Consider the following 25,780-nt stretch of genomic DNA (forward strand, 5'->3'; position numbering starts at 1 on the left):
CAAGCCGTACCCGGATTCGTGGCCTTCGATTCGTGGCCTTCGCTTGGTTCCCGGGGCGGGATATGGCATTCTGAGTGCCGGTAACAAAGCGGGAAGGCGGCGCCATGACAGACGACTCAGGCCACGATTCAGAGCACGGGGCAGACGACCTTCATCTGCAGATCGCGAATGCGCTGATCAATTTTGCGAATGACCGGATCGGGGAAGGCCATGATCCCATGGAAGTCGCCATGGGCATGCGCAATGCCGCGGCGAATTTTACGGCGTTTGCAGTAACGGGCCATAACAGCGCGGATTACACGATAGAAACCGCGGCCGACGAATTCCACCAGCTTCTGCATCATTACGAGGACCGGCACAAGGAACAGGCGCGTCCGATGACGTCGCTGGAGCAACTGGTCGAACGGGTGAAGAACGAGTAGTCGCCTTGTTCATGGCTGGCATGCCATACCATGTCTATGTACAAGCGGGATACTGGGTTATTGGTTCGATACGCCCCAAAGGCATGATTCGGGGGCCCGGAAATATTTTAGCCAACAGGCGGGGCAAGTAGTGATGACCGGCGTAGAAATACTTTTGAACGGCTTCCGGAAATTTCGCGAAACCTATTACGAAAAAGCGCCCGAGATATACCGGGACCTGTGGCGCAACGGGCAGCGGCCGCGGTTCGCCGTTGTCGCCTGTTCGGATTCGCGGGTCGATCCGGCGATCGTGCTGCAGACGGAGCCCGGCGAAATTTTTGCGGTGCGCAATGTGGCCGCCCTTGTGCCGCCCTATGAGGAAGCCGGCGCCTATCACGGCACCAGCGCGGCGCTTGAATTCGCAATCGACGGGCTGCATGTTGAACATGTCATCGTAATCGGGCATGCGCATTGCGGCGGCGTGGAGGCGATGGTTCGCAATCAGGAACCGGGTCCGTCGACCGGCGGCATGTTCATCACGGCGTGGACCGATCTGTTACGCAAGGCGCGCGAACGGGCGCTGGCGGTAGACTCCACGCTCTCCGGCGACGATCTTGTCGATGCGTCGGGACGCCAGGCGGTGCGGCTGTCGCTGGAAAACCTGGACACATTTCCCTTTATCCGCAAGGCAGTGGCGGAGAACCGGGTTAGCCTGCATGGCTGGTATCTCAATATTTTCGATGGCAAGCTGGAAATATGGAATCCGGAGCACAATGTATTCGAATCGCAACATTAGATCAGGTCGTGGTTTGTTGGAATCGCCTGTGGCGACCCAAAGATCACGTGAATCTGACGTGCTCTAGTGTGATGGCAAGGTTTTGACAGCAATCCCCGATATCATGCTGGTCCGGCCGGAAGCCGGTTTCGAGCGGCCGCTTTCCGAAGGCGGCCGGCGGCTGGTTCTGGAGTCGAAATACCAGCCGGCGGGCGATCAGCCGCAGGCGATCAGGGAACTCTGCGCCGGGCTGGAAGCCGGGGAGCGCGACCAGGTGCTGCTCGGGGTTACCGGTTCCGGCAAGACCTTCACGGTCGCGCATGTGATCCAGGAACTGCAGCGGCCGGCGCTGGTGCTTGCGCCCAACAAGACGCTGGCGGCGCAGCTCTACGGCGAGATGAAATCGTGTTTTCCGAACAATGCGGTCGAATATTTCGTTTCGTACTACGATTATTATCAGCCCGAAGCCTATGTGCCGCGCACCGATACCTATGTGGAAAAGGAATCCTCGGTCAACGAACAGATCGACCGGATGCGCCATTCCGCGACACGGGCATTGCTGGAACGCGACGACGTCATCATCGTGGCCTCGGTGTCCTGCATATACGGTATCGGCGCGGTGGAGACCTATTCCAACATGGTGGCGGAGGTCGAGGTCGGCATGCAGCTCGACCCGCGCGACCTGCTGAAGCAGCTTGTCGAATTGCAGTACCGGCGCAACGACACGGCCTTCATGCGCGGCGTGTTCCGGGTGCGGGGCGATACGATTGAAATCTTCCCGGCGCATTACGAGGACCGCGCCTGGCGGGTGTCCCTGTTCGGCGACGAGGTCGAGGCGATCCACGAATTCGACCCGCTGACGGGGGAAAAGATCGGCTCGCTGGAAACGATCCGGATCTATGCGAACAGTCACTATGTAACGGCGCGTCCGACCCTGTTGCAGGCGATTGTCGGCATCAAGGAGGAACTGAAACAGCATCTTGCAATGCTGAATGCGCAGGGCAAGCTGCTGGAGGCGCAGCGGCTGGAACAGCGCACCGTATTCGATCTGGAAATGATCGAGGCGACGGGCGCCTGCGCCGGGATCGAGAATTATTCGCGCTACCTGTCGGGCCGCAAGGCGGGCGAGCCGCCGCCCACCCTGTTCGAATACCTGCCGGACAACGCGGTGCTGATCGTCGATGAAAGCCACGTCACGGTGCCGCAGCTGGGCGGCATGTACAAGGGCGACTATGCGCGCAAGTCGACCCTGTCGGAATACGGCTTCCGGCTGCCGTCCTGCATGGATAACCGCCCGTTGAAGTTCGAGGAATGGGAAGGCATGCGGCCGCAGACGATATTCGTGTCCGCCACCCCCGGCCCGTGGGAGCTGGAGCGCACCGCCGGCGCCATTGTCGAGCAGGTCGTCCGCCCGACCGGGCTGATCGACCCGGTCTGTCATATCCGCCCGACCGAAAACCAGGTCGATGACCTGCTCGCCGAATGCCGCCTGTGCGTGGAAAAAGGCGAACGCGTGCTGGTCACGACCCTGACCAAGCGCATGGCCGAGGACCTGACCGAATACATGATCGAGGCGGGGCTGAAGGTGCGCTATATCCATTCCGACGTGGAAACGCTGGAGCGGATCGAGATCATCCGCGACCTGCGGCTCGGCGTCTTCGACATCCTGATCGGCATCAACCTGCTGCGCGAAGGGCTGGATATCCCAGAATGCGCCCTTGTCGCGATCCTGGACGCGGACAAGGAGGGCTACCTGCGCTCCCGCACGTCGCTGGTGCAGACAATCGGTCGCGCGGCGCGCAATATCGACGGGCGGGTGCTGCTCTATGCGGACAGGATGACCGGTTCGCTGCAATACGCGCTGGACGAAACCAATCGCCGCCGCGAACGCCAGCAGGCCTACAACGCGGCAAACGGGATCACGCCGGAATCGATCCGCAAGGATATCGGCGATATTCTGGAATCGGTATACGAGCGCGACCATGTCACGGTCGATATCGGCGATCCGAAACTGAAACACCTCGTCGGCATGGACCTGCGCACCTATATCGAGGCGCTTGAAGCGCGCATGAAGGCGTCCGCGGCGGAACTGGAATTCGAGGAGGCGGCCGCCTATCGCGACGAGATCAAGCGGATCGAAACCCGCGACCTCGACATGCCGGCCGATTCCGCGCCGATCAATCCGAAGATCGCGGCGTCCATTCAGTCCGTTCCGCGGGGCATCATGCCGAAAGGCCGCCCGGGCGGAAAGAAGGGCACGAAGCGCATGCGCCGGGGGGTGTGACCGTGGCGGAACGGTCCTATATACGGCCTTGTGCGGCTGTGGGCCGGCACCCTATCCTGCGGCCATGACAATACCGAAAACGGCACTGGTTACCGGCGCGGCCCGGCGCATCGGCAAGGCGATCGCCTGTGACCTCGCGGCGTGGGGCTGGTCGGTCGTCGTGCATTACAACCGTTCGGCGGAAGACGCCGACGCGGTCGTCGCCGAAATCGGGCGCCGGGGCGGAACGGCGATTGCCCTGCGTGCCGACCTCGCCGTGGAGGCGGAGACAAAGCGGCTGATGGTCGATTCGGTCGCCCGGTTCGGTCCCGTCGGATGCCTGGTGAACAATGCATCGCATTTCGAACGCGACGGCATCGCGGATGCGACGCGGGCAAGCTGGGACGTGCATCTGGAGTCCAACCTGCGGGCGCCGTTTGTCCTGTCGCAGGATATGGCCGCGGCGCTGCCGGCCGGCGAGGAGGGCGTCATTGTCAACATCCTTGACCAGCGGGTCTGGAACCTGACGCCGTATTTCGTGTCGTACACGCTGAGCAAGACCGGATTGTGGACGCTGACCCAGACACTGGCGCTTGCACTGGCGCCGCGCATCCGGGTCAACGGAATCGGTCCGGGGCCGACCTTGCGCAATGAACGCCAGACCGAGGAACAGTTTCGCCGCCAGCAGGAGTCGGTGCCGTTGCGGCGCGGCGCGTCGTCGGAAGAAGTCGCCCGGGCGGTCCGCTTCATTGTCGAATCGCCATCGATGACCGGGCAGATGATAGCGCTTGACGGCGGGCAGCATCTTGGCTGGCGGCAGCCGCTGGGCGACGGACCGGTCGATGAGTGAATTCGCAAATGTCCGGTATGATTATACAACTAAACATCTATAAACGAAGACTGTGCAGAACAGTATTCAGCTCAGGTTGTGCACATTCGCGCTATGCGACGGTGTTTTCACTCTCCCAAAGCGTTGTAACGGAACGGTAACTATTTGGTTACATTCAAGTTATAAAAATATCAATCAAATCAATTGTTTAACATATTGCTCAATTATTAGGCAATGAGGTCAAGGCACTGCAATAGCAGGCCGAAGGCCTCCCGACAGGGTGTTTTCCACAGGGATATGCACATATACCGGGGATATCCGTTCCGACAGCGTCATGCAGATTCCGGGTTGCCGCGGAAGCGTCGGAAAATACTGAATTATGTTACAATGCGGCCATGCGGTTACCATGTGTTACTTGAGAAATGACAGTCTGTGAAATGACGGATGAAGCTGACCCGGCGCCTGGCAACAGGGCGATGCGGCATCAGGGCCTGGCCGCCGGCGCCGAGGTGATTCGCGGTTACCTGAAAACGCTGCCGGTAGCGCCCGGCGTCTACCGCATGATCAACGAACGCGGCGATGTGCTGTATGTCGGCAAGGCCCGGCAGTTGCGCAACCGCGTCGCGTCCTATACGCGCCCGGCGCAATTGCCGATCCGGCTGCAGCGCATGATTGCCGAAACAAAACGCATGGAGTTCGTGACGACCCATACAGAGGTCGAGGCGCTGCTGCTTGAATCGAACCTGATCAAGAAATTGCTGCCGCGCTATAATGTGCTGCTGCGCGATGACAAGACCTTCGCCCATATCCTGATCACCGGCGATCACGAATTCAGCCAGATCGTGAAACACCGGGGCGCCCGCAACCGGCCCGGCGCCTATTTCGGGCCATTCGCCTCGGCCGGCGCCGTCAACCGGACCGTAACGTCGTTGCAGCGCGCCTTCCTGCTGCGGAACTGTTCGGACAATATATTCCGCAACCGGACCCGGCCCTGCCTGCAGTATCATATCAAGCGATGCAGCGCGCCCTGCGTGGGCCGGATCGGCAAAGAAGATTATGCGGCCATGGTCGATGCGGCGCGAGATTTTCTCACGGGCCACAGCGGTGCCGTGCAGGCCCGGATGGCGAAGCAGATGGAAGCCGCCAGCGAGGCCATGGAATACGAAACCGCCGCGAAAATCCGTGACCGGATTCGCGCGCTGACCCAGATTCAGGCGCATCAGGATATCAATGTGCCGGACCTGGACGATGTCGATGTGATCGCCCTGCATATGGAGGGCGGCCAGTCCTGCGTGCAGGTCTTCTTCTTCCGGAACGGCCGGAATTACGGGAACCGGGCCTATTTTCCGTCGCATGACCGGCATCAGGACGCGTCGGAGGTTCTTGCCGCCTTCGTCGGTCAGTTCTATGCGGACAAGCCGCCGCCAAAAGCCGTTCTGTTGAGCCATGATCTGGCGGAACGCGATCTGCTTGCCGAGGCGCTGTCGGTGCGGGCATCGCACAGGGTGCAGCTGATGACGCCGAAACGCGGCGCGAAACGGAACCCGGTCGACCATGCGATTGCCAATGCGCGCGACGCGCTGGGCCGCCGTATGGCGGAAAGCGCGTCGCACCGCAAACTGATGGATGCCCTGGCGGAACGGCTCGATCTGGACGCATCGCCGGAACGGATAGAGGTCTACGACAACAGCCATATCCAGGGCAGTAACGCCATTGGCGCAATGATCGTCTGCGGTCCGGACGGCCCGATGAAGAACGCCTACCGCAAGTTCAATATCAGGACCGTCGGCGGCGACGGCGACGCCGAGGGCGGTGACGATTATGCGATGATGCGCGAGGTTCTGACCCGCCGCTTCCGTCGGGCGCAAAAGGAAGATCCGGAACGGCGCGACGGCCAGTGGCCGGATCTTGTGATCGTTGATGGCGGACGGGGCCAGCTCGGCATTGCCAGCGAGGTGTTCGCGGAACTCGGCATAGACGATGTCGCGCTGCTGGGCGTGGCCAAGGGGCCGGATCGCAATGCCGGCCGCGAACAGTTCTATCGGCCGGATGGCCGCGTCTTCATGCTGGCCCCGCGTGATCCGTTGCTCTACTTCATCCAGCGCCTGCGGGACGAGGCGCACCGCTTCGCGATTACCGCGCACCGGGCGCGGCGATCCCGGGGCATTTCAGCGTCGCCGCTGGATGATGTCGCCGGAATCGGGGCGAAGCGCAAGAAGGCATTGCTGCTGCATTTCGGTTCCGCCCGCAGCGTTGCGCGCGCCGGACTGGCCGACCTGGAAGCGGTAAGCGGCATCAGCAAGGCGGTGGCGGAGAAAATTTATGGCCATTTCCACAGTGATCAGTAGAATGTATATGCAGCCGCTGGCCTGAAAAAACGCTTCCGCCCTGAAAGATGGCAACGTGATTAGCAAACTGCCGAACCTCCTGACGCTATCGCGGATCGGGGCCATACCCGCAATTGTTGCGTTGTTCTGGATCGACGGCGATACGGTGCGCTGGGTGATGCTCGCGATTTATGCCTTCGCCTGTATCACGGATTTCTTCGATGGTTACGCAGCGCGGTCGATGGGCACGATTTCCAGCTTCGGGCGGTTCATGGATCCGGTGGCCGACAAGCTGCTAGTCGCGTCGATCATTTTCATGCTGGTAGCCTTCGACCGCATCGTCGGGATGGCGATCCTGCCGGGGCTGGTTATCCTGTGCCGCGAACTGCTTGTGTCGGGACTGCGGGAATTTCTGGCGGAAATAAAGGTTGGCGTCCCCGTCAGCGGACTTGCCAAATGGAAGACCTTCATCCAGATGTTAGCACTGGGCTTCCTGATTGTCGGCGATGCCGCGCCGGATGTTATTCCAGCGGTAATTATCGGCGATATCGGATTGTGGGTCGCTGCGACCCTGACCATCGTAACGGGGTATGATTATCTCAAGGTCGGTCTGGTGCATCTGAGGACGGAATCGGCGCCACCGCCGAAAAAGGCGCCGGCGCAAACGGCGAAGAACAGCACGGGCTAAGGCCCGGTCCGTAGCGGAGTAGCTTGGTATGAAGGTATTCGGACTGTCCGGGTGGAGCGGCAGCGGCAAAACGACGCTTGTCGTGAACCTGATTCCGGTGCTTCTGTCGCGGGGTATAAGCGTGTCCACGGTGAAGCACGCCCATCATGACTTCGACATCGATAAACCTGGCAAGGATTCGTATGAACACCGGCAGGCCGGCGCCACCGAGGTCATGATCAGTTCCGCCCGGCGCTGGGCGCTGATGCATGAGCATAAGGGAGGACCGGAACCCGATCTGGACGAGATCATCGTGAACATGACGCCGGTGGATCTGCTGCTGGTCGAGGGCTACAAGCGACATGCGCACGCCAAGCTGGAGGTGCATCGCCCGGCGAACGGCAAGCCGCTGCTTTGCGTGAATGACCCCTGCATTGTCGCCGTTGCCTGCGACGTGGCCCTGACAGGGCTGGCGCTGCCGGTACTGAATTTGAACGACGTGCCCGGTATCGCGGATTTCATTCTTGCCGCGACCGGGTTACGGGAGACCGTGACCCATGGCGCAGCTTAGCGACGACTGCTTTGCGTTCGGAGGCGAATTGACGCCGCTGGACCAGGCGCTGGCGGCGCTGAATGACCGTACTGTCGCGATTGCCGGTGTTTCGACGGTGCCGCTGGCGCATGCGGTCGGCCGTATCCTGGCCGAGGACATCGTGTCGCCGATGAATGTGCCGCCACACGCCAATTCGGCCGTGGACGGCTATGCGGTTTATTTTGCGGACCTGTCGCCGGACCTGGAAACCCGGCTTGCCGTTACCGGCCGCGCCGCGGCGGGGCATCCGCTACCGCATCCGGCGCGGCGTGGCGTGGCGACCCGGATTTTTACGGGTGCGGCGATGCCCTCCGGCGATGGCGACGCAGGCCCGGATACCGTCATGATGCAGGAAGACTGCCAGCTGGACGGCGATACGGTTGTGATCCGGCCCGGCATCAAGACGGGGGCCAACCGGCGGGCGGCGGGCGAGGATATTCGCGCCGGAGAGACAGTTTTGGCCGCCGGGCGGCGGCTTCGCCCGCAGGAGGTCGGCGTCGCGGCGTCGCTGGGCCGAACGTCGCTGGATGTATACGACCCGCTGCGCGTCGCGGTTTTTTCCAGCGGCGACGAATTGCGCGACCCGGGCGGTCCGGGGCTGGACCCGGGCGCAATTTACGATTCGAACCGTTACATGCTGACGGCGGCGCTGTCGCGGCTTGGCTGTAGCGTAACGGACCTGGGCATCATCCGCGACAGGGTCGGTGCTATTCGCGATGCGCTCGCCGCCGCAGCCAGGGATCACGATCTGGTGATTACATCGGGCGGCATGTCGACCGGCGAGGAAGACCACATCAAGGCTGCGGTCGAGGCGCTGGGAAAGCTGCATTTCTGGCGTCTGGCGATCAAGCCCGGCCGGCCCGTGGCGCTCGGTCAGATCAACACGCCGCGCGGCCCGGTGCCGATCGCCGGATTGCCGGGCAACCCGGGCGCCGCGATCGTGACGTTTCTCATGGTGGCGCGGCCGCTGATTCTGCGTCTTGCCGGGGCCGTGGATACGGCGCCGATCACGTTCCGGGTACGGGCCGGGTTTGAGCATCGCAAGAAAATCAGCCGCCGTGAATTTGTCCGCGCCCGCATTGAAACCGGTTCCGACGGTTTTCCCGAGGCGTATAAAAACGGCCGTAGCGGGGCCGGCGTCCTGTCCTCGCTGGTAGGCGCGGACGGCCTGGTCATGCTGCCCGAAGACTTGACCGCGCTGGAGCCGGGCAACATGGTAGACTTCCTGCCATTCACGGAGGTCATGCCATGAAGATTCTGTATTTTGCGTCGTTGCGGCAGCGCACGGGTACCGGTGAGGAGGATATTTCGCTCCCGGATGGCGTGCGCGACGTGGCGGGGCTGATCGATTGGCTGAAAGGTCGCGGCCCGGAATATTCGGATGCGCTGGCGGATACCAGCGCAATTCGTGTTGCCGTAAATCAGGAATTTGCTACGCTGGAGACAGCGCTCGAAGGCAACGAGGAAGTGGCCCTGTTTCCGCCTATGACCGGAGGTTGATATGACCGTACGGGTACAGCGTGACGATTTCGATGCCGGCGCGGAAATTGCGGCGCTGACCAGGGGCAATACACAGATTGGCGCCGTGACGAGCTTCGTGGGCCTTGTTCGCGACATGCACGGCGCTGCGGGATCGGGCGCGATGACCCTGGAGCATTATCCCGGCATGACCGAAAAAATGCTTGCCGCAATCGATGACGAGGCGAATGCTCGCTGGCCGCTGGAAGCCAGCCTGATCGTCCATCGTTACGGGCGGTTGACGCCGGGCGACCGGATCGTTCTGGTCGTTGTCGCCAGCCCGCACCGGGCCGCGGCGTTCGACGCCTGCCATTTTCTGATCGACTGGCTGAAAACCAGGGCGCCGTTCTGGAAGCTGGAGGAAACCGGGACGGGCGAGGCACGCTGGGTGGAAGCCCTGGAGAGCGACGATGTGGCGGCGGAACGCTGGGCTGCGAAATCCCGGAAGGGGGCGGCGGAATAGCGATGGCCGAGATCATCAACCTGCGTGAGTTCCGCAAGAAAAGGGCCCGCAACGAGAAAGCCGCCGAGGCGGCGCGCAGCCGCGCCCTGGCTGGCCGCACGATGCCTGAAAAGAAACGGGACCAGGACGCCGCCGACCGCGCGAAATCGGATCTCGACAGCAAGAAGCTGGACGGTTCCGATCCCGACCCCGGCGAGACAGCGTAATCCACGACGACATGGCCTGGCAGAAGGCGATCTGCTCTAGGCGGCGTTGAGCGTCGCGGGCACCTCGCTGCGGACTTCGATGTCGTAATCCTGCATCAGCGTCCGGGTCATGTCGCCGGGCGTGAAGCGGTACTCGCCGATTTCGCGGACAGGTGTTACTTCGACGGCGGTACCCGTTAGAAAGACTTCCGATGCGCCGGCGAGTTCTTCCGGCCTGATATGCCGCTGTACGATCTCATACCCGCGTTTCCTGGCAAGGGCCGATACCGTGCGCTTGGTAATGCCGTCGAGGAAGCAGTCCGGTTCCGGCGTGTGCAGTTTGCCGTCTTCCATCAGCATGAAAATATTAGCCCCGGTCGCTTCGGCGATATAGCCGCGATAATCCTGCATCAGCGCGTCTGCATAGCCTTCGCGTTCCGCATCGTGCTTTGACAGGGTGCAGATCATGTACAGCCCGGCCGCCTTGGTCTTGCAGGGAATTGTCGCCGGGTCGGGGCGGCGCCATTTTGCCCATTTCATGCGGATTCCGGCCATCCGGTCGGCGAAGTAATCGGGCCATTCCCATGCGGCGATGGCCACATGTATCTGTGTTTTCTGGGCCGAAACGCCCATCATCTCCGCGCCGCGATAGGCGATCGGCCGGATGTAACCGTCCTTGATGCCCTGCCTTTCCACGACCAGTCTGCAGGCGGCATTGATTTCATCGACCGTATAGGGAATCTTGAAATCCATGGTCCGGGCGCCGGCGAAAAGCCGCTCGGTATGTTCGTTAAGCTTGAAGATACGGCCGTCATAGGCGCGCTCGCCCTCGAACACGCAGGATGCGTAATGCAGCGCATGCGTCAGGACATGGACATTGGCATCCTTCCAGGGAACCAGGCCGCCATCCATCCAGATAAATCCCGGGCGGTTATCGTAGCTCATATCCATCGATTTCTCCCTGATCGATCCGTTTCATGCGAATATTTGATCGGATCATGGCCTGCTGGAATCGCCTCTGACGATCCAACAGCCCAGTAAATTTACCGGCAACATGAAATAAAGTAACATGTTGTCGGAAAACCGGCCGACTTTGTAACATTCGCACGATTTTTGTGTCAAACATGCTGCCATAATATACGCGGCATCATACAGGAGTATACCGGTGGATAGCGCGGCGCCCACAACTGCAACCCCTTCATATCTGCGCGATGAGGAGCTGCGCCAGGGTATCGAAATGATGTTCTACGCCTATCGCGACTTCACGGCGGAACCGGATGCCATTCTCCAGCAGTTCGGTTTCGGCCGCGCGCATCACCGCGTGATTTACTTCGTCGGCCGTTATCCGGGTGCTTCCGTGTCTGCACTGCTCGCCATCCTCAAAATCACGAAGCAGAGCCTGAACCGCGTTCTGGGACAACTGGTGCGCGAAGGCTTTATCGTGCAGGTACAGGGTGTCGAGGACAGGCGCCAGCGGTTGCTGGAACTGACGGTGAAAGGACGCGCCCTGGAGATGCAATTGACCGCCAACCAGCGCGAACGGTTTTATCGGGCATACAGGGAATCGGGCGCGGACGCGGTGGAAGGTTTCCGGAAGGTCATACTGGCGCTGATATCGGGGAACGAGGATCGCCGGCGGTTCGCCCCCGACGGGGATCCGGACAGGTAGGCGGATGAAGCAAAACAGGCAGATTGCCGGGATGCATGTGCGATGATGCCGGACGAACCTCATATCCTTGTCGTCGACGACGACAAGCGCTTGCGGGACCTGCTTCGCAAATACCTGATGGACAATGGCTTCCGGGTTACCGTCGCCATGGAGGCCATCGACGCGCGGGCGCGCCTGCAGGCAATGGAGTACGACCTTATCGTGATGGACCGTATGATGCCGGGTGAAGACGGGCTGGCGTTGACCCGGGCGATCCGCGAAGGCAGTGCTGTCCCGATACTGATGCTGACCGCGCTGGACGGGATAGACGCGCGCATCGACGGGCTGGAAGGCGGTGTGGACGACTACCTGACCAAACCTTTCGAGCCCCGCGAACTGCTGCTCCGGATCACGACGATACTGCGCCGCGTTCGACCTTCCGCGACGGATCGGAAGGAAATCCGTATCGGCGAGTTCCTGTTCGACCCCAAACGGGAGGTGCTGTCCAGCGGCGGCAACGCAATCCGGCTGACCGCGTCCGAAGCAAGCCTTCTGGCAGTCCTGGCCGAAAACGCAGGTACCGTTCTGAGCCGCGAAGATTTGACGCAGCTTTGTGAAATCGATGGCAGCGACCGTATGATCGACGTTCAGGTAACGCGGCTGCGCCGCAAGATCGAGCCGGATGCCAGAATGCCGCGATATCTGAAAACGGTGCGCGGACGGGGGTACGTTCTGTGGCCCGACTAAATCGCTGGAATCCCGCCCTGCTGGTAAAGCGGGTTCTGCCGCGCACCCTGTTCGGCCGGTCGCTCTTGATCATCGTGTCGCCGCTGATCCTGTTGCAGCTGATTTCCGCGCATATTTTCTATGATCGCCACTGGGAATCGATCACGCGCCGGCTGTCCAGCGCCATCGCCGGCGATATCGCGATGGTCATGGAGGAATTGCGCGAGGATCCCAGCCCGGAAGGGCAGGCGCTGCTGTTCTCCAAAGCTCTCCGGACCTTCGGTTTTGCCATAACCATGCATCCGGGCGCCATCCTGCCCAACGAAACCCTGCCGGTGGAAAACGAGCGGATCGACAAGGTCCTGACGATTTCGCTGAAGCAGTTGATCAACCGCCCTTTTCATATCGACACATCCTCCTACAAGGAACAGGTCGTCATCGAAATCCAGCTGGCCGAGGGAGTCATGCGGGTTGTGGCGCCGGGCAGCCGGCTGTTCAGCTCGACAACCTACATCTTCATCCTGTGGATGGTCGGTTCGTCGCTGATCCTGTTTGCGGTTGCGTCCGTGTTCATGCGCAATCAGATCCGCCCGATCCGGCGGCTGGCCCGCGCCGCGGACAGTTTTGGCAAGGGGCGGCCGGTGGAGGAAGATTTCCGTGCCGGCGGCGCAATGGAGGTCCGGCAGGCCGCGAGCGCCTTCAACCTGATGCGGGAACGCATCCGTCGCCAGATTCGCCAGCGCACGGATATGCTTTCCGGCGTCAGCCACGATCTGCGCACGCCGTTGACCCGCATGAAGCTGCAACTCGCCATGTTTGGCGACAGTCCTGAAGTGGAAGGGCTGAAGGCTGACGTGGTCCAAATGGAAAAGATGGTGGAAGGCTACCTGACTTTCGCACGTGGCGAAGGGGACGAACCGGCGGTCGAGACCGACCTCAGCAGCCTTGTCGAAGATGTTGTGAACGGATGGCGGCGCAATGGCACGGTCATCGATGCGCATGTAGAGGGCCGGTTGCAGGCCTGGTTGCGGCCCAATGCGGTGAAGCGGTGTCTTGAAAACCTGATCGCGAATGCAAACCGCTATGGCGAGCATATCTGGGTCAATGCCGGCAAGCGGGGGGCCGAAACCGAAATCTCCATTGACGATGACGGCCCGGGCATTCCCGAGGAAATGCGCGAAGATGTGTTTCGTCCCTTCCTGCGGCTGGACGAATCCCGCAACCCCGAAACCGGCGGGACGGGTCTTGGCCTGGCGATCGCGCGCGATATCGCCCGTGCCCATGGGGGCGATATCGTGCTGGAAACGTCGCCGCATGGCGGTCTTCGCGCCCTTGTCCGGCTGCCGATCTGAGACCGGCCGCGTATTGCCGGCGGCGTGATTATATTGAGGGATGACGTTAACCAATAAATCATCCTTTAATTAATATAGTCCGGTTATGGGACATAGGGTTCCGCTGCGGCCAAACCCCTGGAAAACGATACCAAATTGCCCACCTGGAACGTAAATATCCCCGAAATTCTCGACAGCCACAAACTATGGCTGGTTAACAGCGATGGCGGGCGGCAGGCGGACCTTTCGCGCCGGGAGTTGATGGAGGAGGATTTTTCGCGAAAGTCGCTGGATCGGGCGAATTTTGTCGGCGCGATCCTGAAGAACGCTTCCTTCGTGCAGGCAAGCCTTGTGGAAGCCGACATGTTCGGCGTGAACCTGCTGAATGCGGATCTGCGCAACGCGAATTTTACCAAGGCCATCCTGAAGGGCGCGATGCTGCGCGGCGCAAATCTCGAAAACGCGAATTTGAACGCAGCCGACCTGCGCGGCGGTATCATACTTGAAGCGGATGGGGCGAGCACGCTTGGGCGGGACAGAACCGACATCAGCGACTGCTTCATGAACTATGCGACGATGCGCCGTACCCGTATGTCCGGCGTGGATCTGCGCGGGTCGCGCCTCGTGGGCGCCAGTCTCGAAGGCGCCTTTCTGTTCGGCGCCGACCTGTCCGGGACCAACCTGACCAATGCCGACCTGCGCGGCGCCGACCTGTCGGAGGCCCGGCTGGCCGGAACCAGCCTGGAGCGGGCGGATCTGCGCGGCGTGCAACTGCGCAACGCCATTTTCGACGCGACCGACATGCGCGGGGCGCGGATGGATACGGCCCTGGAAATGGTTATCGACCTGAACCGGTGCACGATTGGCGAATCCGTCACGGCAATTTCCTTTGGCGATTTTCCGGCGCAATTCCGGGCGGCGCTGCACCAGCACGAATCCTGGGTCAAGAGCGGCGGGGCGACGGGCCGGCCGGCTGTCCTGTCCGGAATGAACCTCGAGAATTTCGACCTGTCCGGGCGAAATCTTAGCGGGATAAAGCTGCGCGGCGCGCGACTGCGCGGTGCGAACCTGACGGGCTGCATCCTGATGCTGTCCGATCTCAACGGCGCCGACTTGCGCAATACAAACCTGGAGGCCGCCAACCTGACCGGCGTCAGCCTGACGGAAGCCAATCTCTCGGGCGCCAGGATGCAGCGTGTTGTCCTGGGCGCGATCCCCTTGCGTGCGAAGGATGGAAACGCCACGGGCAGGATCCAGCGCGTGAGCCTGAAGAATGCCATACTGGCGGATACCGATCTTGCCGGGGTCGATTTTTCGGAATGCAACATGGATGGCGTGAAGTGGGAATAGAGCGCATCACACGTGCGGACGGTCACCCGGAAGGTCTTTCGGCTTCAGGATAAGCAGCGTCATCGGGCCGATAGCCGTGACAAGGGCAACCGATGCAAACGCCAGCGCCCAGGCTGTTACGCCGCCTCCGGCCAGATCGAGGATCAGCCCGACGGCCAGCGGTCCGATAAAGCCGCCTGCATAGCCCATCGTCGAATGAACCGCGAGCGTCGCGCCCCGCTGACCGGGCAGGGCGCTACCGGCGGCGCCGGCGGTCAAGGACGACGAATCGGCCCAGATCAGCATGCCGTACAGAATGCAGAGCACGGCGGCGAATTCATACGAAACCGCAGGCGCAAAGCCGATAGCCAGCGCCATGGCCATCGAAGCCAGCATGACGATGAACACGAAGCGGCGGCGGCCGATCCGCATGGCCAGTTCGTTGCCGGACACGCTGGCCCAGACGCCGAATAGCGCAAGCGCCGTGGCGATGGCTGTCGGCGAAATCACAGGCGCGCCGTCGCCCGATCGGGCGGCCGCGAAGAACAGGAACGTCACGACCCAGGTGCGCAGGACGCTCATTTCCCAGGTATGGACCAGATAACCCAGCGAATAGGCCAGCGCGGACCGGTTTCGCAGGACTGGCAGGAAATTCAAAAGCGCGGTGTGTCCGCCGATCCGTCTCTGCGGTATCCGAGATGGCAGCAATGCGGCCATAATCAGGCATGCCAGCAGCGCACCGGCGCCGCCGATGGCGATTGCCCATTGCCATCCGAACCAGGCTGCAGCCATACCCGCCACCACAAACGAACAGGCGCCGCTGACGCCAACGGCGGCGGCGTGAAACGATACAGCCCGGGACTGGCGGGGGCCTTCGACAAGGTCGCTGAGCGCCTTGAGGCCCGGCATATAGGTTCCGGCCCAGCCGATACCGGCCAGGATACGGAAAAATACGGCGGACCACAGACCCTCGGCGAGCAGGGCGTAACCGAACAGCGCCATTGCCGTCAGGGCCGTGGAAAACAGGTATACCCGTTTTGGATCGACCCGGTCGGTCAGCGAAACCAGTACCGGGACCGTCAGGGTATAGGCGGCATAAAACGCCCCGACAATCCATCCCGCTTCCGTATTGGTCAATCGCCACGTATCGATGAACGCCGGCAGCAGCGCCGCCACCGCAAACGCGCCAATCTGCGCCAGCGCCTGCGAAACACATATGACGGCAGTGATTCGGCCTGGTGTCATCAAGGAGCGCTCCCGGCACGGAGCGCGCGGCTGCGTTGCCTGTTTTCCCGATAAAGCTGCCTATTCAGTAACGCAAATCAGTCGTGCCGCAAATTAATTCCCAGCCAGGGCAACCGGAAGGCCGGTAACGGCGGCGCCACACGCGAATGTCGGGTCAGGCGCGTGCCCGGCCGAGCGCGCCGCCGATTTTTTCGACCGCCTTCAGCCCGCTTCCCGTCAGGACGACGGCCACGGTCTCGTTCGGGCCTATGGTGCCGTCCGCCAGCAGCTTGCTGAGCCCGGCGCATGCGGTGGCGCTGGTGGGTTCCACGAAATAGCCCATCTGGCCCAGGTTACGCAGTGCGGCGACGATTTCGTCTTCTTCGACGGTTGTAATCGAACCATCGGATTCGTGCACGGCGTCCAGGACTTCGCGCAATCGCACCGGCGTCGCGGAGGCGATGCCGTCCGCAATGGTCGGCTTGGCCGGAAAACGGGTTGCGTCGCGGACGCCTGACTGAAGCGCCGCGTGATAGGGCGCGCAGTTGGCGGCCTGGATGGCGTGGATGCGCGGTAGCCTGTCGATCTGCCCGCAGGCGAGCAATTCCGCGAAGCCGATATGGCTGCCCATGATGTTGCTGCCCTGGCCAAGTGGGGCCACGACACAATCCGGCGCCCTGAACCCGAACTGTTCCCAGAGCTCGAAGGCCAGAGTCTTGGTGCCTTCCAGGAAAAAAGGCTGGTGGTTATGGGCCGCATAAAACGTGTTGGCCGCTTCCGCCAGCGCAGCATCCGCGACGTCATCCCGGCTGCCGTCAATGGCGGTGACATCGGCGCCCATCGCCGCCATCTGGATTTTCTTCGCTTCGGGGGCGGCGGCGGGGACGAAAATCCGGCAGGCAAGGCCAAGCGCCGCCGCGTAGGTGGCGGCGGATGCGCCGGCATTGCCGGATGAGTCCTCCAGAATTGCCGATACGCCCGCCTGTTTCAGATAATTCAGCATGACCATCGTGCCCCGGTCCTTGAAGGAGCCGGAAACCATCAGATAATCCGCCTTGAAGTGTACGCGTACGCCTTGCCACGATGCGGCGAGCAACGGCGTCCACCCGGCGCCCAGTGTCACCGCCGGTGGTCCCGGCAGGCGAACCGCTTTCGCATAGCGCCATAGCGAATGTTCGCTCACGACGATATCGTCAGGGCTCAACCCCGCACCCGGTGTCAAGTTGACGTAGCCGCCGTCATCCGGCGCCTTCCACAGCGGTTCCGTCGTGGGCCAGATTGCGCCGGTGCGCGGGTTGATGTAGCGCGCGGGGACGGTGTTCATTTCATCAGGCTCCGGCTTGCCATTCAGTTCCGGATCAGGGCGGCGACATGTACCGAAGTTTCGCCTACACCCATTGCGGCGCCGCTTGCCGCGCAAACGCCAATCGCCGGGGCAAGCATGCGTCTATTTCGAGGCGCAGGAAATGCACTGGGCGGCATGCGGCAGAATCGCCAGCCGCTTCTCGTCAATCGCCTCGCCGCAGGTTGCGCAATCCCCATAGGTATCCGCCGCGATGCGGGCCAGCGCGGCCTTGATCTGCGCGATTTCATGCAGGGCGGAATCTTCCAGGCCTTCGAGAACTTCATCGCCTTCGGCTTCGGTTGCCTGTTCGGCGAAATCCGGGTCCGCGGGTTCCCTCAGATCCTCTTCGATCTCGTGCACCCGCGCCTTCAGAAACGACATTCGTTCTTCAAGCTGCGCCTTTATCTTCTGTGTGTCCAACATGACTCCATACCTGTATCGGGTGTTGCCAACTCATTGCGCGACCGTAGCTTATTTTCGCGGTTTGTTGGAAAATTTCCTCGATTGGATCATCACGCCCACAGGCCGGGCGTGTCGATCAGTATTTTCTGGTTCAGCACCGTGCGGTTGGTTCGGCGAAAGGCACGGTGCGCAACAAGCAGCAGGACGATATCGGCGCGTTCGATCGCGGTGGCGGCGTCGACCAGCGTCACATTGGGCTTGCCGGCCAGAACGGCGGGCAGCTTCTCGATATGCGGCTCGACCACCAGAATTTCGCCAACCGACATTCCGGCGAGTTCCGCCGTGATTTTCAGCGCCGGGCTTTCACGCAAATCGTCGATGTCGGGTTTGTACGACAGGCCGAGGCAGGCGATCACCGGGCTCTTGAACCTGTCCGCATGCGCGGTCACTTTGGCGATGACATGCCCCGGCTTGTCGTCGTTGACCAGGCGTGCGGTGCGGATCAGGCGGGATTGTTCTGGGGCGGAGGAAACGATGAACCAGGGATCGACCGCGATGCAGTGCCCGCCGACACCCGGGCCGGGATTGAGGATATTGACGCGCGGGTGCCGGTTCGCCATACGCAGCAATTCCCAGACGTCGATATCGAGATGATCGCAGATCAGCGACAGTTCGTTCGCGAAGGCAATGTTGACATCCCGGTATGAATTTTCCGTCAGTTTCGCCAGTTCCGCCGTATTGGCGTCGGTGACCAGGCATTCTCCCTGCAGGAAAATATGGTAGAAATCGACGGCTTTCGCGGCGCATTCCGGCGTCATGCCGCCGATAATACGATCATTGTCCACGAGTTCGATCAGCACACGCCCGGGCAGCACCCGTTCCGGGCAATAGGCGACATTGATATCGGGGTTTTCCTGGCCTTTCGCCGGAAACGTCAGGTCCGGACGCGCCTTCGCGAGCCATGCGGACAACTGCGCCGTTGTGCCGACGGGCGAAGTCGACTCAAGAATGACCAGCGTGCCGGATTCGAGGACGGGCGCAATCGCATTCGCGGCGGCCTGAACATGTTTCAGGTCCGGCTCGTGGCCGTCCTTGAACGGCGTCGGCACGGCGATAACAAAAACGGATGCCGCTTCCGGGGTCGTCGTCGCCCGCAACCGGCCCGTCGCGACGGTACCCTGCACCAGGATGTCCAGGTCAGGTTCGGTAATATGCACGTTGCCGGCGTTGATTCGCCTGACGACGTCGTCGTTGATTTCGACGCCGACGACCTCGACGCCGCGGCTTGCCAGGACCGCCGCGGTGGGCAGGCCCACATACCCCAGTCCGACAACGGAAACTTTTTTAATTTCTGTATTCACAGCGTAACCTTTCGACTATGCGTTCCGCGGCGCGCCCGTCGCCGAAGGGGTTATGGGCGCGGGCCATTCTGTCATATTCCGATTCCGAATCGAGCAGTTGAGTGGCGTTGGCGACGATCTGGGCGCTGTCGGCCCCGACCAGCCTCGATGTCCCGGCCTGAACCGCTTCCGGGCGCTCCGTTTTATCGCGCATGACCAGAACGGGTTTGCCGAGCGACGGGGCCTCCTCCTGGATGCCGCCGGAATCGGTCAGGATCAGATAGGACCTGTCCATAAGGTAGACGAACGGCAGGTAGTCCTGCGGCGGCAGCAGATGGACGCGTTCCGCATTGCCCAGGATACGGCTTACCGGTTCCTGGACATTGGGGTTCAGGTGCACCGGATAGATGATCTGAACGTCGTCGCGCTCCGCCAGCGTCGCCAGGGCCCGGCAGATATTCTCCATGCCGGGGCCGAAACTCTCCCTGCGGTGGCCGGTCACGAGAATGAGCCTGCGAGCCGGGTCGATGACGGAACCGAAGCGTTCCGCGAATTCGCGGCCTCTCGGACCGGTACGGACTTCCTCCACCACGTCGAGCAGGGCATCGATAACCGTATTTCCCGTGACCTCGATTGAGTCGGGCGGGATGCCTTCCCGCAGCAGATTGTCGCGGGATGCCGTCGTCGGCGGAAAGTGCAGCCGGGCCAGCGCGCTGGTCAGCTTGCGGTTCCCTTCTTCGGGCCAGGGCGCGTACATGTCGCCGGTGCGCAGCCCGGCCTCGACATGGGCAACCGCAACCTTGCTGTAATAAGCCGCCAAAGCAGCGGCGAAGGTAGTCGTCGTGTCGCCCTGGACGACGACGTAGTCGGGCGTGAACCTGCTGATGACCTCCAGAACGCCATCCAGCGCCGCGGCGGTGATCCCGGCCAGTGTCTGCCGGTCGCGCATAAGATTGAGGTCGTCATCGGGGACGATGCCGAACAGGTCGAGAACCTGGTCGAGCATTTCACGGTGCTGGGCGGTAACACAGACCCGGGCCTCGATATCCGGCGCCGCGGCGAGGGCCTTGACAACTGGCGCGAGTTTTATGGCTTCAGGCCGGGTCCCGAAAACCGTAAGTACTTTCATCGGAAACTCCGAACGACTTTGGTTGAGGATATGCGGTGCTTCACGGTCAGTCAGGCACGCCCCAGGACCCTGTCATAAACGGCCTGATAGCCGCTTACACTCGCGGTCCAGTTCCTTTCCTCTTCAACGAAACGCCTGCCAGCATCAAGAATCGTCGGCAATGTATCGCGGGATGTTGCTATTTGCACGATTTTTTCCGTCAGGTCCCTTTCGTCGCCGGCCCGGAACATGAACCCGGTTTCGCCGTTCCGGATCAACTCCTTGTGGCCGCCGACATCGGATGCCAGAAACGCATTTTTTTGCGCCATGGCTTCCAGCGGCTTCAGCGGTGTCACCAGATCCGTCAGGCGGGTCGGGTGCCGCGCATAGACGAGCAGATCGACCAGAGTATAGTAGCGATTGACCTCCGCCTGCGGCACCCTGCCGGTAAAGATGACCCTGTCCGAAACGCCCAGCCGGGACGCCTGCGCCTTCAGGGCTTCTTCCATCGGGCCGCCCCCGACAAGGAGCAGCATCACATTGTCCAGCCTGGCGGCAATGTCGGGCAGCGCGCCGACGACGAGGTCAAGCCCTTCATAGGCATAGAACGAGCCGATGAAGCCGAGCACGAATTTCCCGTCGAGGCCGAGGCCGGCCAACAGCGCGTCATCCCGCGGCGTATCGGCGACGAAACTTTCTATATCGACCGCGTTCGGGATCAGGGAAATTTTCGACGCCGGGATACCCCGCGCGATCAGGTCTTTCCGCAGCCCGTCGCAGATCGTTGTGACCGCATCCACATTGCGAGCGGCGTAAGTTTCGAGGCCACGCGTCAGGCGGTAGCGCAGGCTTCCTTCGATCGTATCGCCGGCGGTTACCGCGGCATCTTCCCAGAAGGCACGGATTTCATAGACGACGGGCAATCCGTGGCGTTTTGCGGCCCGCATTGCCGGAATGGCGTTCAGGGCGGGTGAACTGGCCTGTATGATGTCGGGTTTTTCCTGTTCGGCCACCTGTTCGATAACTCGGGTCGTCAGGCGCATCTGGTCAAAATCGCGGATCACCGGCAGGCGCGCCACCAGACCCTGTTTCTGGAACGTCCGGTGATATTCGAAACCGCCGAATGTCTCCACCGGCGCTTCGGCCGCCGTATGGCGGGGCGTCGTCACATGGACGGTTTGCCAGCCGCGTTTGCGCTGTTCGCGCAATATCGCCATGGACCGGAACACATAGCCGCTGTGGAGGGGCAGCGAATGATCGTAAACATGAAGGATCTTGATGCTCATTGCAGATCCCTGGGGTTCTGTCGCGTTGCCGGTTCGACAGACGCCGGAACTGATTTTGTTGAAAGCACGGGCATTACGGAACTGGTTCAATCGGGAATCTGCAACATGTCGGAGGCCACGGCGCGAACCCGCAATGCGGTTCGTTCAGTGATAAGGATAGGCTGAAACCGTTACGATGTAATTTACAATAAATGCCGTTGCCGCGCTTGCTTTTTGTTTTCCTGTCCGAATTACGGCCGCAGTCGTTGGCGCCGCAAGATTTACCTGCAGCGCCAGTCCCTGTTCCGTTGCCGCAGGGTCAGTGCGCCATGAATACAGGCAGGTTGCCTTCGTCCAGGATATACCGGGTGACGCCGCCGAAGATGTATTCGCGCAAGCGGCTGTGGCTGTATGCGCCCATGACAAGCATGTCCGCGGTCGAGTCGGTCGCCGCCTCCAGAAGGACTTCGCCGACCGGCCGGTCATTGACCTCCACAACGCGCGTTTGGCTGGAAACTCCGTGCCAGGCCAGATATTTCTTGAGTTCATCGCCGCCGGGGCCCGGCAGATCGCCCTCGTTTCCCGTGACCACCGTGACGGACCCGGCAGCTTTCAGAAAGGGCATGGCGGCGCCGACCGCACGGGCGGATTCGGCGCTGCCATTCCAGGCAATCATGATCCGGTCGCCGAGGCTGCTTCGCGGTGTCGGAGACGCCAGTAACAGGGGCCGCCCGCTGTGCAACAGAGCGGCCTCGAAGGCGACTTCATTTTCGACCGTTCCCTCCGATGAATCGCGCGACGCGATGACGAGATCGGCCAGCCGCCCGCAGGCTTCGGTGTTCTGGTCCGCATTGCCGACGATTTCGCGCCAGGAGCAGGTCGCAGCGGTCGATCCGGACGGCGCATCGGCGAGGGTGATCGCTTCGCGATCGCGCCAGGCATCGAACGCTGACCGCGCCTTGTGTGACCGGTTGACGTTTTCTTCCTCCGCCCGCTGGATAGATTCATCCACCAGCGCGCCGGAAATACCTTCACCCATATACGGTATCGCATCGCGCGGGTCGGTTCGCAGGAATGTCGTGTCGACATGGGCGTTGAACCGTTTTGCGACGGCGGCGGCGGTCGCAAAAACCGTATCGTCCGCCTTGCCGCCGGTTAAAGGCGCGAATATTACCCTGATTGTCATCTCACTGCTCCTTATTAATCTTCTGCTTCGGAATTACCGGGGAACGGGCCGGCACACCGCGATGATCTATATCATGCGACGCGAACTCTATGATGGTAATGCTAATTTGCGAGCTTGACGAGCTTGGCCTGTGCCGACCGGACAGGTTCGCCATCGCGAATGCGCGTAAAGACGAGGTCCATGCCGGCGCCGCTCATGGTGCGGGCGTAACTCTGCATTTCATAGGTGCCGTCGCCGGAAATGGTCAAGATATAGGTGGTCATTGTGTGCTCTTCGATTCGGGCCCAGACATAGGGGTTCCCCGCCAGGGGATCTCCCGACGGGGTGCCCCGAAACACGCCTGGCTGGCCCGCCGGCGAAAAGTTGACCGTCTGCGCCTTTCGCTTGATCTTCGGGTCGTTCGGGCTGCCGCCGCGGATGACCGTCGTCCAGGTGACGCTGAATCCGCCGCCGCTCGGCCCGATGACTACATCGAGGTCCCGAACCGTGCTGCCGAAATACAGGCTGTCGCGGTTTTCCGCATAGCCGCTGCCCTGAAAGGTTCCGTAAAACGTTTCGGGCGACAGGTTTTCGGCACGGGCGACGCCGAGCGACGCCAGAAAAAGGCCCGCGGCGATTACCGGCCACAGCACACGAGGATATTTCACGATCGGGGATCTCCTTCGCCGTTGGGACTCATGGCCAGCGGACTTCCGGTGGCATTGACATCAGGATAGCCTCGGTATTGCCGCCGGTCATCAGGCCGAACCGCGTGCCACGATCATACAGAAGGTTGAATTCCACGTAGCGGCCGCGCCGGATGAGCTGGTGCTCACGCTCCGCATCGGTCCACGGTTCGTTCATATGGCGGCGAACAATCGGCACATAGGTCTCGATAAAGGCGCGTCCGACATCCTGCGTGAAAGCGAAATCGGCCTCCCAGTCCCCGGTGTTGAGCCGATCATAGAATATCCCGCCCACGCCGCGCGGCTCTTTGCGGTGCTTCAGGAAAAAATACTCATCGCACCACTTCCTGAACCGGGGGTAGTACGCCGGATCGTGCCGGTCGCAGGCGCCTCTCATGCCTGCATGGAACGCGGCGGTGTCCGCGTCGTCCGGCACCATCGGGGTCAGGTCCGCGCCGCCGCCAAACCAGCCTTCCGCCGTGACGATATGGCGCGTGTTCATGTGAACCGCCGGTACCCGCGGGGAGCGAAGATGCGCCACCAGTGAAACTCCGGATGCCCAGAAACTTCCGTCTTCCGCCGCGCCGGGAATTTCCTTGCGGAACGCCTCGGAGAATGTGCCCGTCACGGTGGAAATATTGACGCCGACCTTCTCGAAGACCCGCCCCCGCATGACCGACATTTCGCCGCCGCCGCTCTGGATACCGCCACTGTCTTCGGCGTTGCGGTTCCAGGGGGTGCGCTCGAAACGACCCGGCGCGGCGCTGTCGCCGGTCATCGCGTCCTCGATTGCCTCGAACTCCGCGCAAATCCGGTCGCGCAGTTTGGCGAACCAGGTGCTGGCCCGGTTCTTTTGTTCGTCACGCATCGCCTGTTCCGTCGTCTCCTGCATGGCGTGGAAATCCGTCGGTTTGCCGCATCGCCTCACCCAACACCATCGCCGCCGCCAACGCAATGTTCAACGACCGGGCGGCCGGCGCCATCGGTATCCGCAAGCGGGCATCCGCCATGTCATGGACGTAATCGGGCACGCCGGCGCTTTCGCTGCCCAACAGCAGCGTGTCATCCGGGTGAAACGCGAAATCCGTAAAGGCGGTTGTCCCCTTTGTCGTCAGAAGGACGAGCCGACCCCGGGGGGCACGACAATAAGCCTCCCAGGAGGCATGCCGCTCCATTGCGACTCCATCGAGGTAATCCATGCCCGCGCGCCGCAGCCGGGCACTGGACCATACAAAGCCGCAGGGTTCGATGATGTCCGCTGCGATACCGGTACAGGCGGCGAGCCGCAGGATCGTACCGGTATTCTGGGGTATATCCGGCTGGAAAAGGGCTATACGCATTACGGTTCCGAATTAATGGACGATGCCGCGGCCGCGGCAGGCGTGACCGATCCGGATACGGACTGTCTTGGCGTTCCCGCCTTTTCATTCATTGCGAATCGCATTATAGGACACGGGGCTGGTGGGTCACGTTCGCGTTTCAGGCGTTGTTAACGACTTCACAAGGATACTCTGCGACCTACTGTCGCGGGTTGCGCGAGATTGTTGCGTTATTTTTGCTTCGTGCAGCAAGTCGGTTATGATGGCCGCGATTTGGCGTGTAGATCGTTCCGGTTAAGCGGGCGATGTATGATGAGGGGGAAAGCATGGCGGATAATGCGGCGACGTCGGGCGACGAAGGCGTCGAACGGCGTGATTTTCTCGTGCTTGCGGCGGGCGCGATGGGCGTGGTCGGCACGGCGAGTTTTGTATGGCCGCTGATCGATTCCATGAACCCCTCTGCGGAAGTGCTGGCGCTTTCCACCGTTGAGGTAAATCTGGAACCGATTCCTGCCGGGCAGGCAATTACGGTCGTCTGGCAGGGCAAGCCGGTATTCGTCCGGCACCGGACTGAAGAGGAAATCAAGCAGGCAGCGGAAGTCGTGGTAGCGGACCTGCGCGATCCGGAGCCTGATTCCGCGCGGGTGGAAAGGCCGGAATGGCTGGTCATGATCGGGTTGTGCACCCATCTCGGCTGCATTCCGCTGGGACAGAAATCGACGGATCCGCAAGGCGAATTCGGCGGCTGGTTCTGCCCGTGTCACGGATCGCATTACGATACGGCCGGTCGTATCCGAAAGGGCCCGGCGCCGACGAACCTGCCGGTTCCGCCGTATTCGTTCGTCAGTGACACAACAATCCTTATCGGGTAG

General features: G+C 61.6%; 26 protein-coding genes and 1 pseudogene. 16 read left to right on the top strand and 11 right to left on the bottom strand.

Annotation, left to right across the window (positions count from 1 at the left end; translation table 11 throughout):
• Positions 1 to 104 precede the first annotated feature (104 nt).
• The 11 genes and pseudogenes from WD767_14575 to WD767_14625 all read left to right on the top strand — a co-directional run bounded on the left by WD767_14575 (position 105) and on the right by WD767_14625 (position 10,041).
• Positions 105 to 422: a hypothetical protein gene (locus tag WD767_14575; protein ID MEX2617318.1), complete on the top strand. Its 318-nt coding sequence runs from the start codon at positions 105 to 107 to the stop codon at positions 420 to 422.
• Positions 423 to 555: 133 nt separating this feature from the next.
• Positions 556 to 1,197: a carbonic anhydrase gene (locus tag WD767_14580; protein MEX2617319.1), complete on the top strand. Its 642-nt coding sequence runs from the start codon at positions 556 to 558 to the stop codon at positions 1,195 to 1,197.
• 103 nt (positions 1,198 to 1,300) lie between these two features.
• Complete coding sequence (gene uvrB, locus WD767_14585) at positions 1,301 to 3,460, top strand: excinuclease ABC subunit UvrB (protein MEX2617320.1); 2,160 nt, start codon at positions 1,301 to 1,303, stop codon at positions 3,458 to 3,460.
• A 64-nt stretch (positions 3,461 to 3,524) separates the two neighbouring features.
• Complete coding sequence (locus WD767_14590) at positions 3,525 to 4,289, top strand: SDR family oxidoreductase (protein MEX2617321.1); 765 nt, start codon at positions 3,525 to 3,527, stop codon at positions 4,287 to 4,289.
• A gap of 479 nt (positions 4,290 to 4,768) precedes the next feature.
• A pseudogene (uvrC, locus tag WD767_14595) lies at positions 4,769 to 6,616 on the top strand (excinuclease ABC subunit UvrC).
• A gap of 55 nt (positions 6,617 to 6,671) precedes the next feature.
• Complete coding sequence (pgsA, locus tag WD767_14600) at positions 6,672 to 7,283, top strand: CDP-diacylglycerol--glycerol-3-phosphate 3-phosphatidyltransferase (GenBank protein ID MEX2617322.1); 612 nt, start codon at positions 6,672 to 6,674, stop codon at positions 7,281 to 7,283.
• Positions 7,284 to 7,311: 28 nt separating this feature from the next.
• Positions 7,312 to 7,833, top strand: coding sequence for a molybdopterin-guanine dinucleotide biosynthesis protein B (mobB, locus tag WD767_14605; protein ID MEX2617323.1), 522 nt, complete (start codon positions 7,312 to 7,314; stop codon positions 7,831 to 7,833).
• On the top strand, positions 7,820 to 9,106 hold the full coding sequence (glp, locus tag WD767_14610) for a gephyrin-like molybdotransferase Glp (GenBank protein MEX2617324.1): 1,287 nt from the start codon (positions 7,820 to 7,822) through the stop codon (positions 9,104 to 9,106). Before mobB ends, glp begins: the two co-directional genes overlap by 14 nt.
• Positions 9,103 to 9,354: a molybdopterin converting factor subunit 1 gene (gene moaD, locus WD767_14615; protein MEX2617325.1), complete on the top strand. Its 252-nt coding sequence runs from the start codon at positions 9,103 to 9,105 to the stop codon at positions 9,352 to 9,354. The genes glp and moaD overlap by 4 nt, the downstream gene beginning before the upstream one ends.
• 1 nt (position 9,355) lies before the next feature.
• Positions 9,356 to 9,835 carry a molybdenum cofactor biosynthesis protein MoaE gene (locus WD767_14620; GenBank protein MEX2617326.1) on the top strand — a complete coding sequence of 160 codons (480 nt, stop codon included), beginning with the start codon at positions 9,356 to 9,358 and terminating at the stop codon, positions 9,833 to 9,835.
• A 2-nt stretch (positions 9,836 to 9,837) separates the two neighbouring features.
• Positions 9,838 to 10,041: a DUF4169 family protein gene (locus WD767_14625; GenBank protein MEX2617327.1), complete on the top strand. Its 204-nt coding sequence runs from the start codon at positions 9,838 to 9,840 to the stop codon at positions 10,039 to 10,041.
• 36 nt (positions 10,042 to 10,077) lie between these two features.
• Here WD767_14625 and WD767_14630 read toward each other — a convergent pair whose 3' ends face one another.
• Entirely contained in the window at positions 10,078 to 10,965 is an 888-nt protein-coding gene (locus WD767_14630; protein MEX2617328.1) for a branched-chain amino acid aminotransferase, read from the bottom strand.
• 292 nt (positions 10,966 to 11,257) lie between these two features.
• Between WD767_14630 and WD767_14635 the strand changes: the two genes are divergently transcribed.
• The 4 genes from WD767_14635 (at position 11,258) to WD767_14650 (ending at position 15,075) form a co-directional block, all read left to right on the top strand.
• On the top strand, positions 11,258 to 11,689 hold the full coding sequence (locus tag WD767_14635; protein ID MEX2617329.1) for a MarR family transcriptional regulator: 432 nt from the start codon (positions 11,258 to 11,260) through the stop codon (positions 11,687 to 11,689).
• Positions 11,690 to 11,731: 42 nt separating this feature from the next.
• Entirely contained in the window at positions 11,732 to 12,415 is a 684-nt protein-coding gene (locus tag WD767_14640) for a response regulator transcription factor (protein ID MEX2617330.1), read from the top strand.
• Positions 12,403 to 13,746: an ATP-binding protein gene (locus tag WD767_14645; protein MEX2617331.1), complete on the top strand. Its 1,344-nt coding sequence runs from the start codon at positions 12,403 to 12,405 to the stop codon at positions 13,744 to 13,746. The genes WD767_14640 and WD767_14645 overlap by 13 nt, the downstream gene beginning before the upstream one ends.
• A 135-nt stretch (positions 13,747 to 13,881) precedes the next feature.
• Entirely contained in the window at positions 13,882 to 15,075 is a 1,194-nt protein-coding gene (locus tag WD767_14650) for a pentapeptide repeat-containing protein (GenBank protein ID MEX2617332.1), read from the top strand.
• 6 nt (positions 15,076 to 15,081) lie between these two features.
• Here the strand turns inward: WD767_14650 and WD767_14655 are convergent, their stop codons facing one another.
• From WD767_14655 to WD767_14700, 10 genes are all read right to left on the bottom strand, one after another.
• Complete coding sequence (locus WD767_14655; protein ID MEX2617333.1) at positions 15,082 to 16,299, bottom strand: MFS transporter; 1,218 nt, start codon at positions 16,297 to 16,299, stop codon at positions 15,082 to 15,084.
• Between the two features lie 154 nt (positions 16,300 to 16,453).
• On the bottom strand, positions 16,454 to 17,602 hold the full coding sequence (locus WD767_14660; protein MEX2617334.1) for a pyridoxal-phosphate dependent enzyme: 1,149 nt from the start codon (positions 17,600 to 17,602) through the stop codon (positions 16,454 to 16,456).
• A gap of 123 nt (positions 17,603 to 17,725) precedes the next feature.
• Entirely contained in the window at positions 17,726 to 18,046 is a 321-nt protein-coding gene (locus tag WD767_14665) for a TraR/DksA family transcriptional regulator (GenBank protein ID MEX2617335.1), read from the bottom strand.
• Positions 18,047 to 18,135: 89 nt separating this feature from the next.
• Positions 18,136 to 19,386 (bottom strand): UDP-N-acetyl-D-mannosamine dehydrogenase, encoded by a 1,251-nt coding sequence (gene wecC / locus WD767_14670; GenBank protein ID MEX2617336.1) that lies wholly within the window; start codon positions 19,384 to 19,386, stop codon positions 18,136 to 18,138.
• Positions 19,370 to 20,494 carry a UDP-N-acetylglucosamine 2-epimerase (non-hydrolyzing) gene (gene wecB, locus WD767_14675; GenBank protein MEX2617337.1) on the bottom strand — a complete coding sequence of 375 codons (1,125 nt, stop codon included), beginning with the start codon at positions 20,492 to 20,494 and terminating at the stop codon, positions 19,370 to 19,372. Before wecB ends, wecC begins: the two co-directional genes overlap by 17 nt.
• Positions 20,495 to 20,544: 50 nt before the next feature.
• Positions 20,545 to 21,753 carry a TIGR04063 family PEP-CTERM/XrtA system glycosyltransferase gene (locus WD767_14680; GenBank protein ID MEX2617338.1) on the bottom strand — a complete coding sequence of 403 codons (1,209 nt, stop codon included), beginning with the start codon at positions 21,751 to 21,753 and terminating at the stop codon, positions 20,545 to 20,547.
• 304 nt (positions 21,754 to 22,057) lie between these two features.
• Positions 22,058 to 22,924, bottom strand: coding sequence for a universal stress protein (locus WD767_14685; GenBank protein ID MEX2617339.1), 867 nt, complete (start codon positions 22,922 to 22,924; stop codon positions 22,058 to 22,060).
• A 101-nt stretch (positions 22,925 to 23,025) separates the two neighbouring features.
• Entirely contained in the window at positions 23,026 to 23,571 is a 546-nt protein-coding gene (locus WD767_14690; GenBank protein ID MEX2617340.1) for a hypothetical protein, read from the bottom strand.
• 28 nt (positions 23,572 to 23,599) lie between these two features.
• Positions 23,600 to 24,481, bottom strand: a complete 882-nt coding sequence (hemF, locus tag WD767_14695; protein MEX2617341.1) for an oxygen-dependent coproporphyrinogen oxidase — start codon at positions 24,479 to 24,481, stop codon at positions 23,600 to 23,602.
• Positions 24,450 to 24,929, bottom strand: a complete 480-nt coding sequence (locus tag WD767_14700) for a tRNA (cytidine(34)-2'-O)-methyltransferase (protein MEX2617342.1) — start codon at positions 24,927 to 24,929, stop codon at positions 24,450 to 24,452. The genes hemF and WD767_14700 overlap by 32 nt, the downstream gene beginning before the upstream one ends.
• 305 nt (positions 24,930 to 25,234) lie before the next feature.
• Between WD767_14700 and petA the strand changes: the two genes are divergently transcribed.
• A complete protein-coding gene (gene petA / locus WD767_14705) occupies positions 25,235 to 25,780 on the top strand; it encodes a ubiquinol-cytochrome c reductase iron-sulfur subunit (GenBank protein MEX2617343.1) in 546 nt (181 codons plus the stop codon).

This window comes from Alphaproteobacteria bacterium, assembly GCA_040905865.1.
In the GTDB taxonomy this organism is placed as follows: domain Bacteria; phylum Pseudomonadota; class Alphaproteobacteria; order UBA8366.

Excerpts from the sequence above, each read along its gene's own strand:
- WD767_14575 (MEX2617318.1), top strand. The coding sequence starts at position 105 with ATGACAGACGACTCAGGCCACGATTCAGAGCACGGGGCAGACGACCTT.
- WD767_14580 (MEX2617319.1), top strand. The coding sequence starts at position 556 with ATGACCGGCGTAGAAATACTTTTGAACGGCTTCCGGAAATTTCGCGAA.
- uvrB (MEX2617320.1), top strand. The coding sequence starts at position 1,301 with ATGCTGGTCCGGCCGGAAGCCGGTTTCGAGCGGCCGCTTTCCGAAGGC.
- WD767_14590 (MEX2617321.1), top strand. The coding sequence starts at position 3,525 with ATGACAATACCGAAAACGGCACTGGTTACCGGCGCGGCCCGGCGCATC.
- mobB (MEX2617323.1), top strand. The coding sequence starts at position 7,312 with ATGAAGGTATTCGGACTGTCCGGGTGGAGCGGCAGCGGCAAAACGACG.
- glp (MEX2617324.1), top strand. The coding sequence starts at position 7,820 with ATGGCGCAGCTTAGCGACGACTGCTTTGCGTTCGGAGGCGAATTGACG.
- moaD (MEX2617325.1), top strand. The coding sequence starts at position 9,103 with ATGAAGATTCTGTATTTTGCGTCGTTGCGGCAGCGCACGGGTACCGGT.
- WD767_14620 (MEX2617326.1), top strand. The coding sequence starts at position 9,356 with ATGACCGTACGGGTACAGCGTGACGATTTCGATGCCGGCGCGGAAATT.
- WD767_14625 (MEX2617327.1), top strand. The coding sequence starts at position 9,838 with ATGGCCGAGATCATCAACCTGCGTGAGTTCCGCAAGAAAAGGGCCCGC.
- WD767_14630 (MEX2617328.1), bottom strand. The coding sequence starts at position 10,965 with ATGAGCTACGATAACCGCCCGGGATTTATCTGGATGGATGGCGGCCTG.
- WD767_14635 (MEX2617329.1), top strand. The coding sequence starts at position 11,258 with ATGATGTTCTACGCCTATCGCGACTTCACGGCGGAACCGGATGCCATT.
- WD767_14640 (MEX2617330.1), top strand. The coding sequence starts at position 11,732 with ATGATGCCGGACGAACCTCATATCCTTGTCGTCGACGACGACAAGCGC.
- WD767_14655 (MEX2617333.1), bottom strand. The coding sequence starts at position 16,299 with ATGACACCAGGCCGAATCACTGCCGTCATATGTGTTTCGCAGGCGCTG.
- WD767_14660 (MEX2617334.1), bottom strand. The coding sequence starts at position 17,602 with ATGAACACCGTCCCCGCGCGCTACATCAACCCGCGCACCGGCGCAATC.
- WD767_14665 (MEX2617335.1), bottom strand. The coding sequence starts at position 18,046 with ATGTTGGACACACAGAAGATAAAGGCGCAGCTTGAAGAACGAATGTCG.
- wecB (MEX2617337.1), bottom strand. The coding sequence starts at position 20,494 with ATGAAAGTACTTACGGTTTTCGGGACCCGGCCTGAAGCCATAAAACTC.
- WD767_14685 (MEX2617339.1), bottom strand. The coding sequence starts at position 22,924 with ATGACAATCAGGGTAATATTCGCGCCTTTAACCGGCGGCAAGGCGGAC.
- hemF (MEX2617341.1), bottom strand. The coding sequence starts at position 24,481 with ATGCAGGAGACGACGGAACAGGCGATGCGTGACGAACAAAAGAACCGG.
- WD767_14700 (MEX2617342.1), bottom strand. The coding sequence starts at position 24,929 with ATGCGTATAGCCCTTTTCCAGCCGGATATACCCCAGAATACCGGTACG.
- petA (MEX2617343.1), top strand. The coding sequence starts at position 25,235 with ATGGCGGATAATGCGGCGACGTCGGGCGACGAAGGCGTCGAACGGCGT.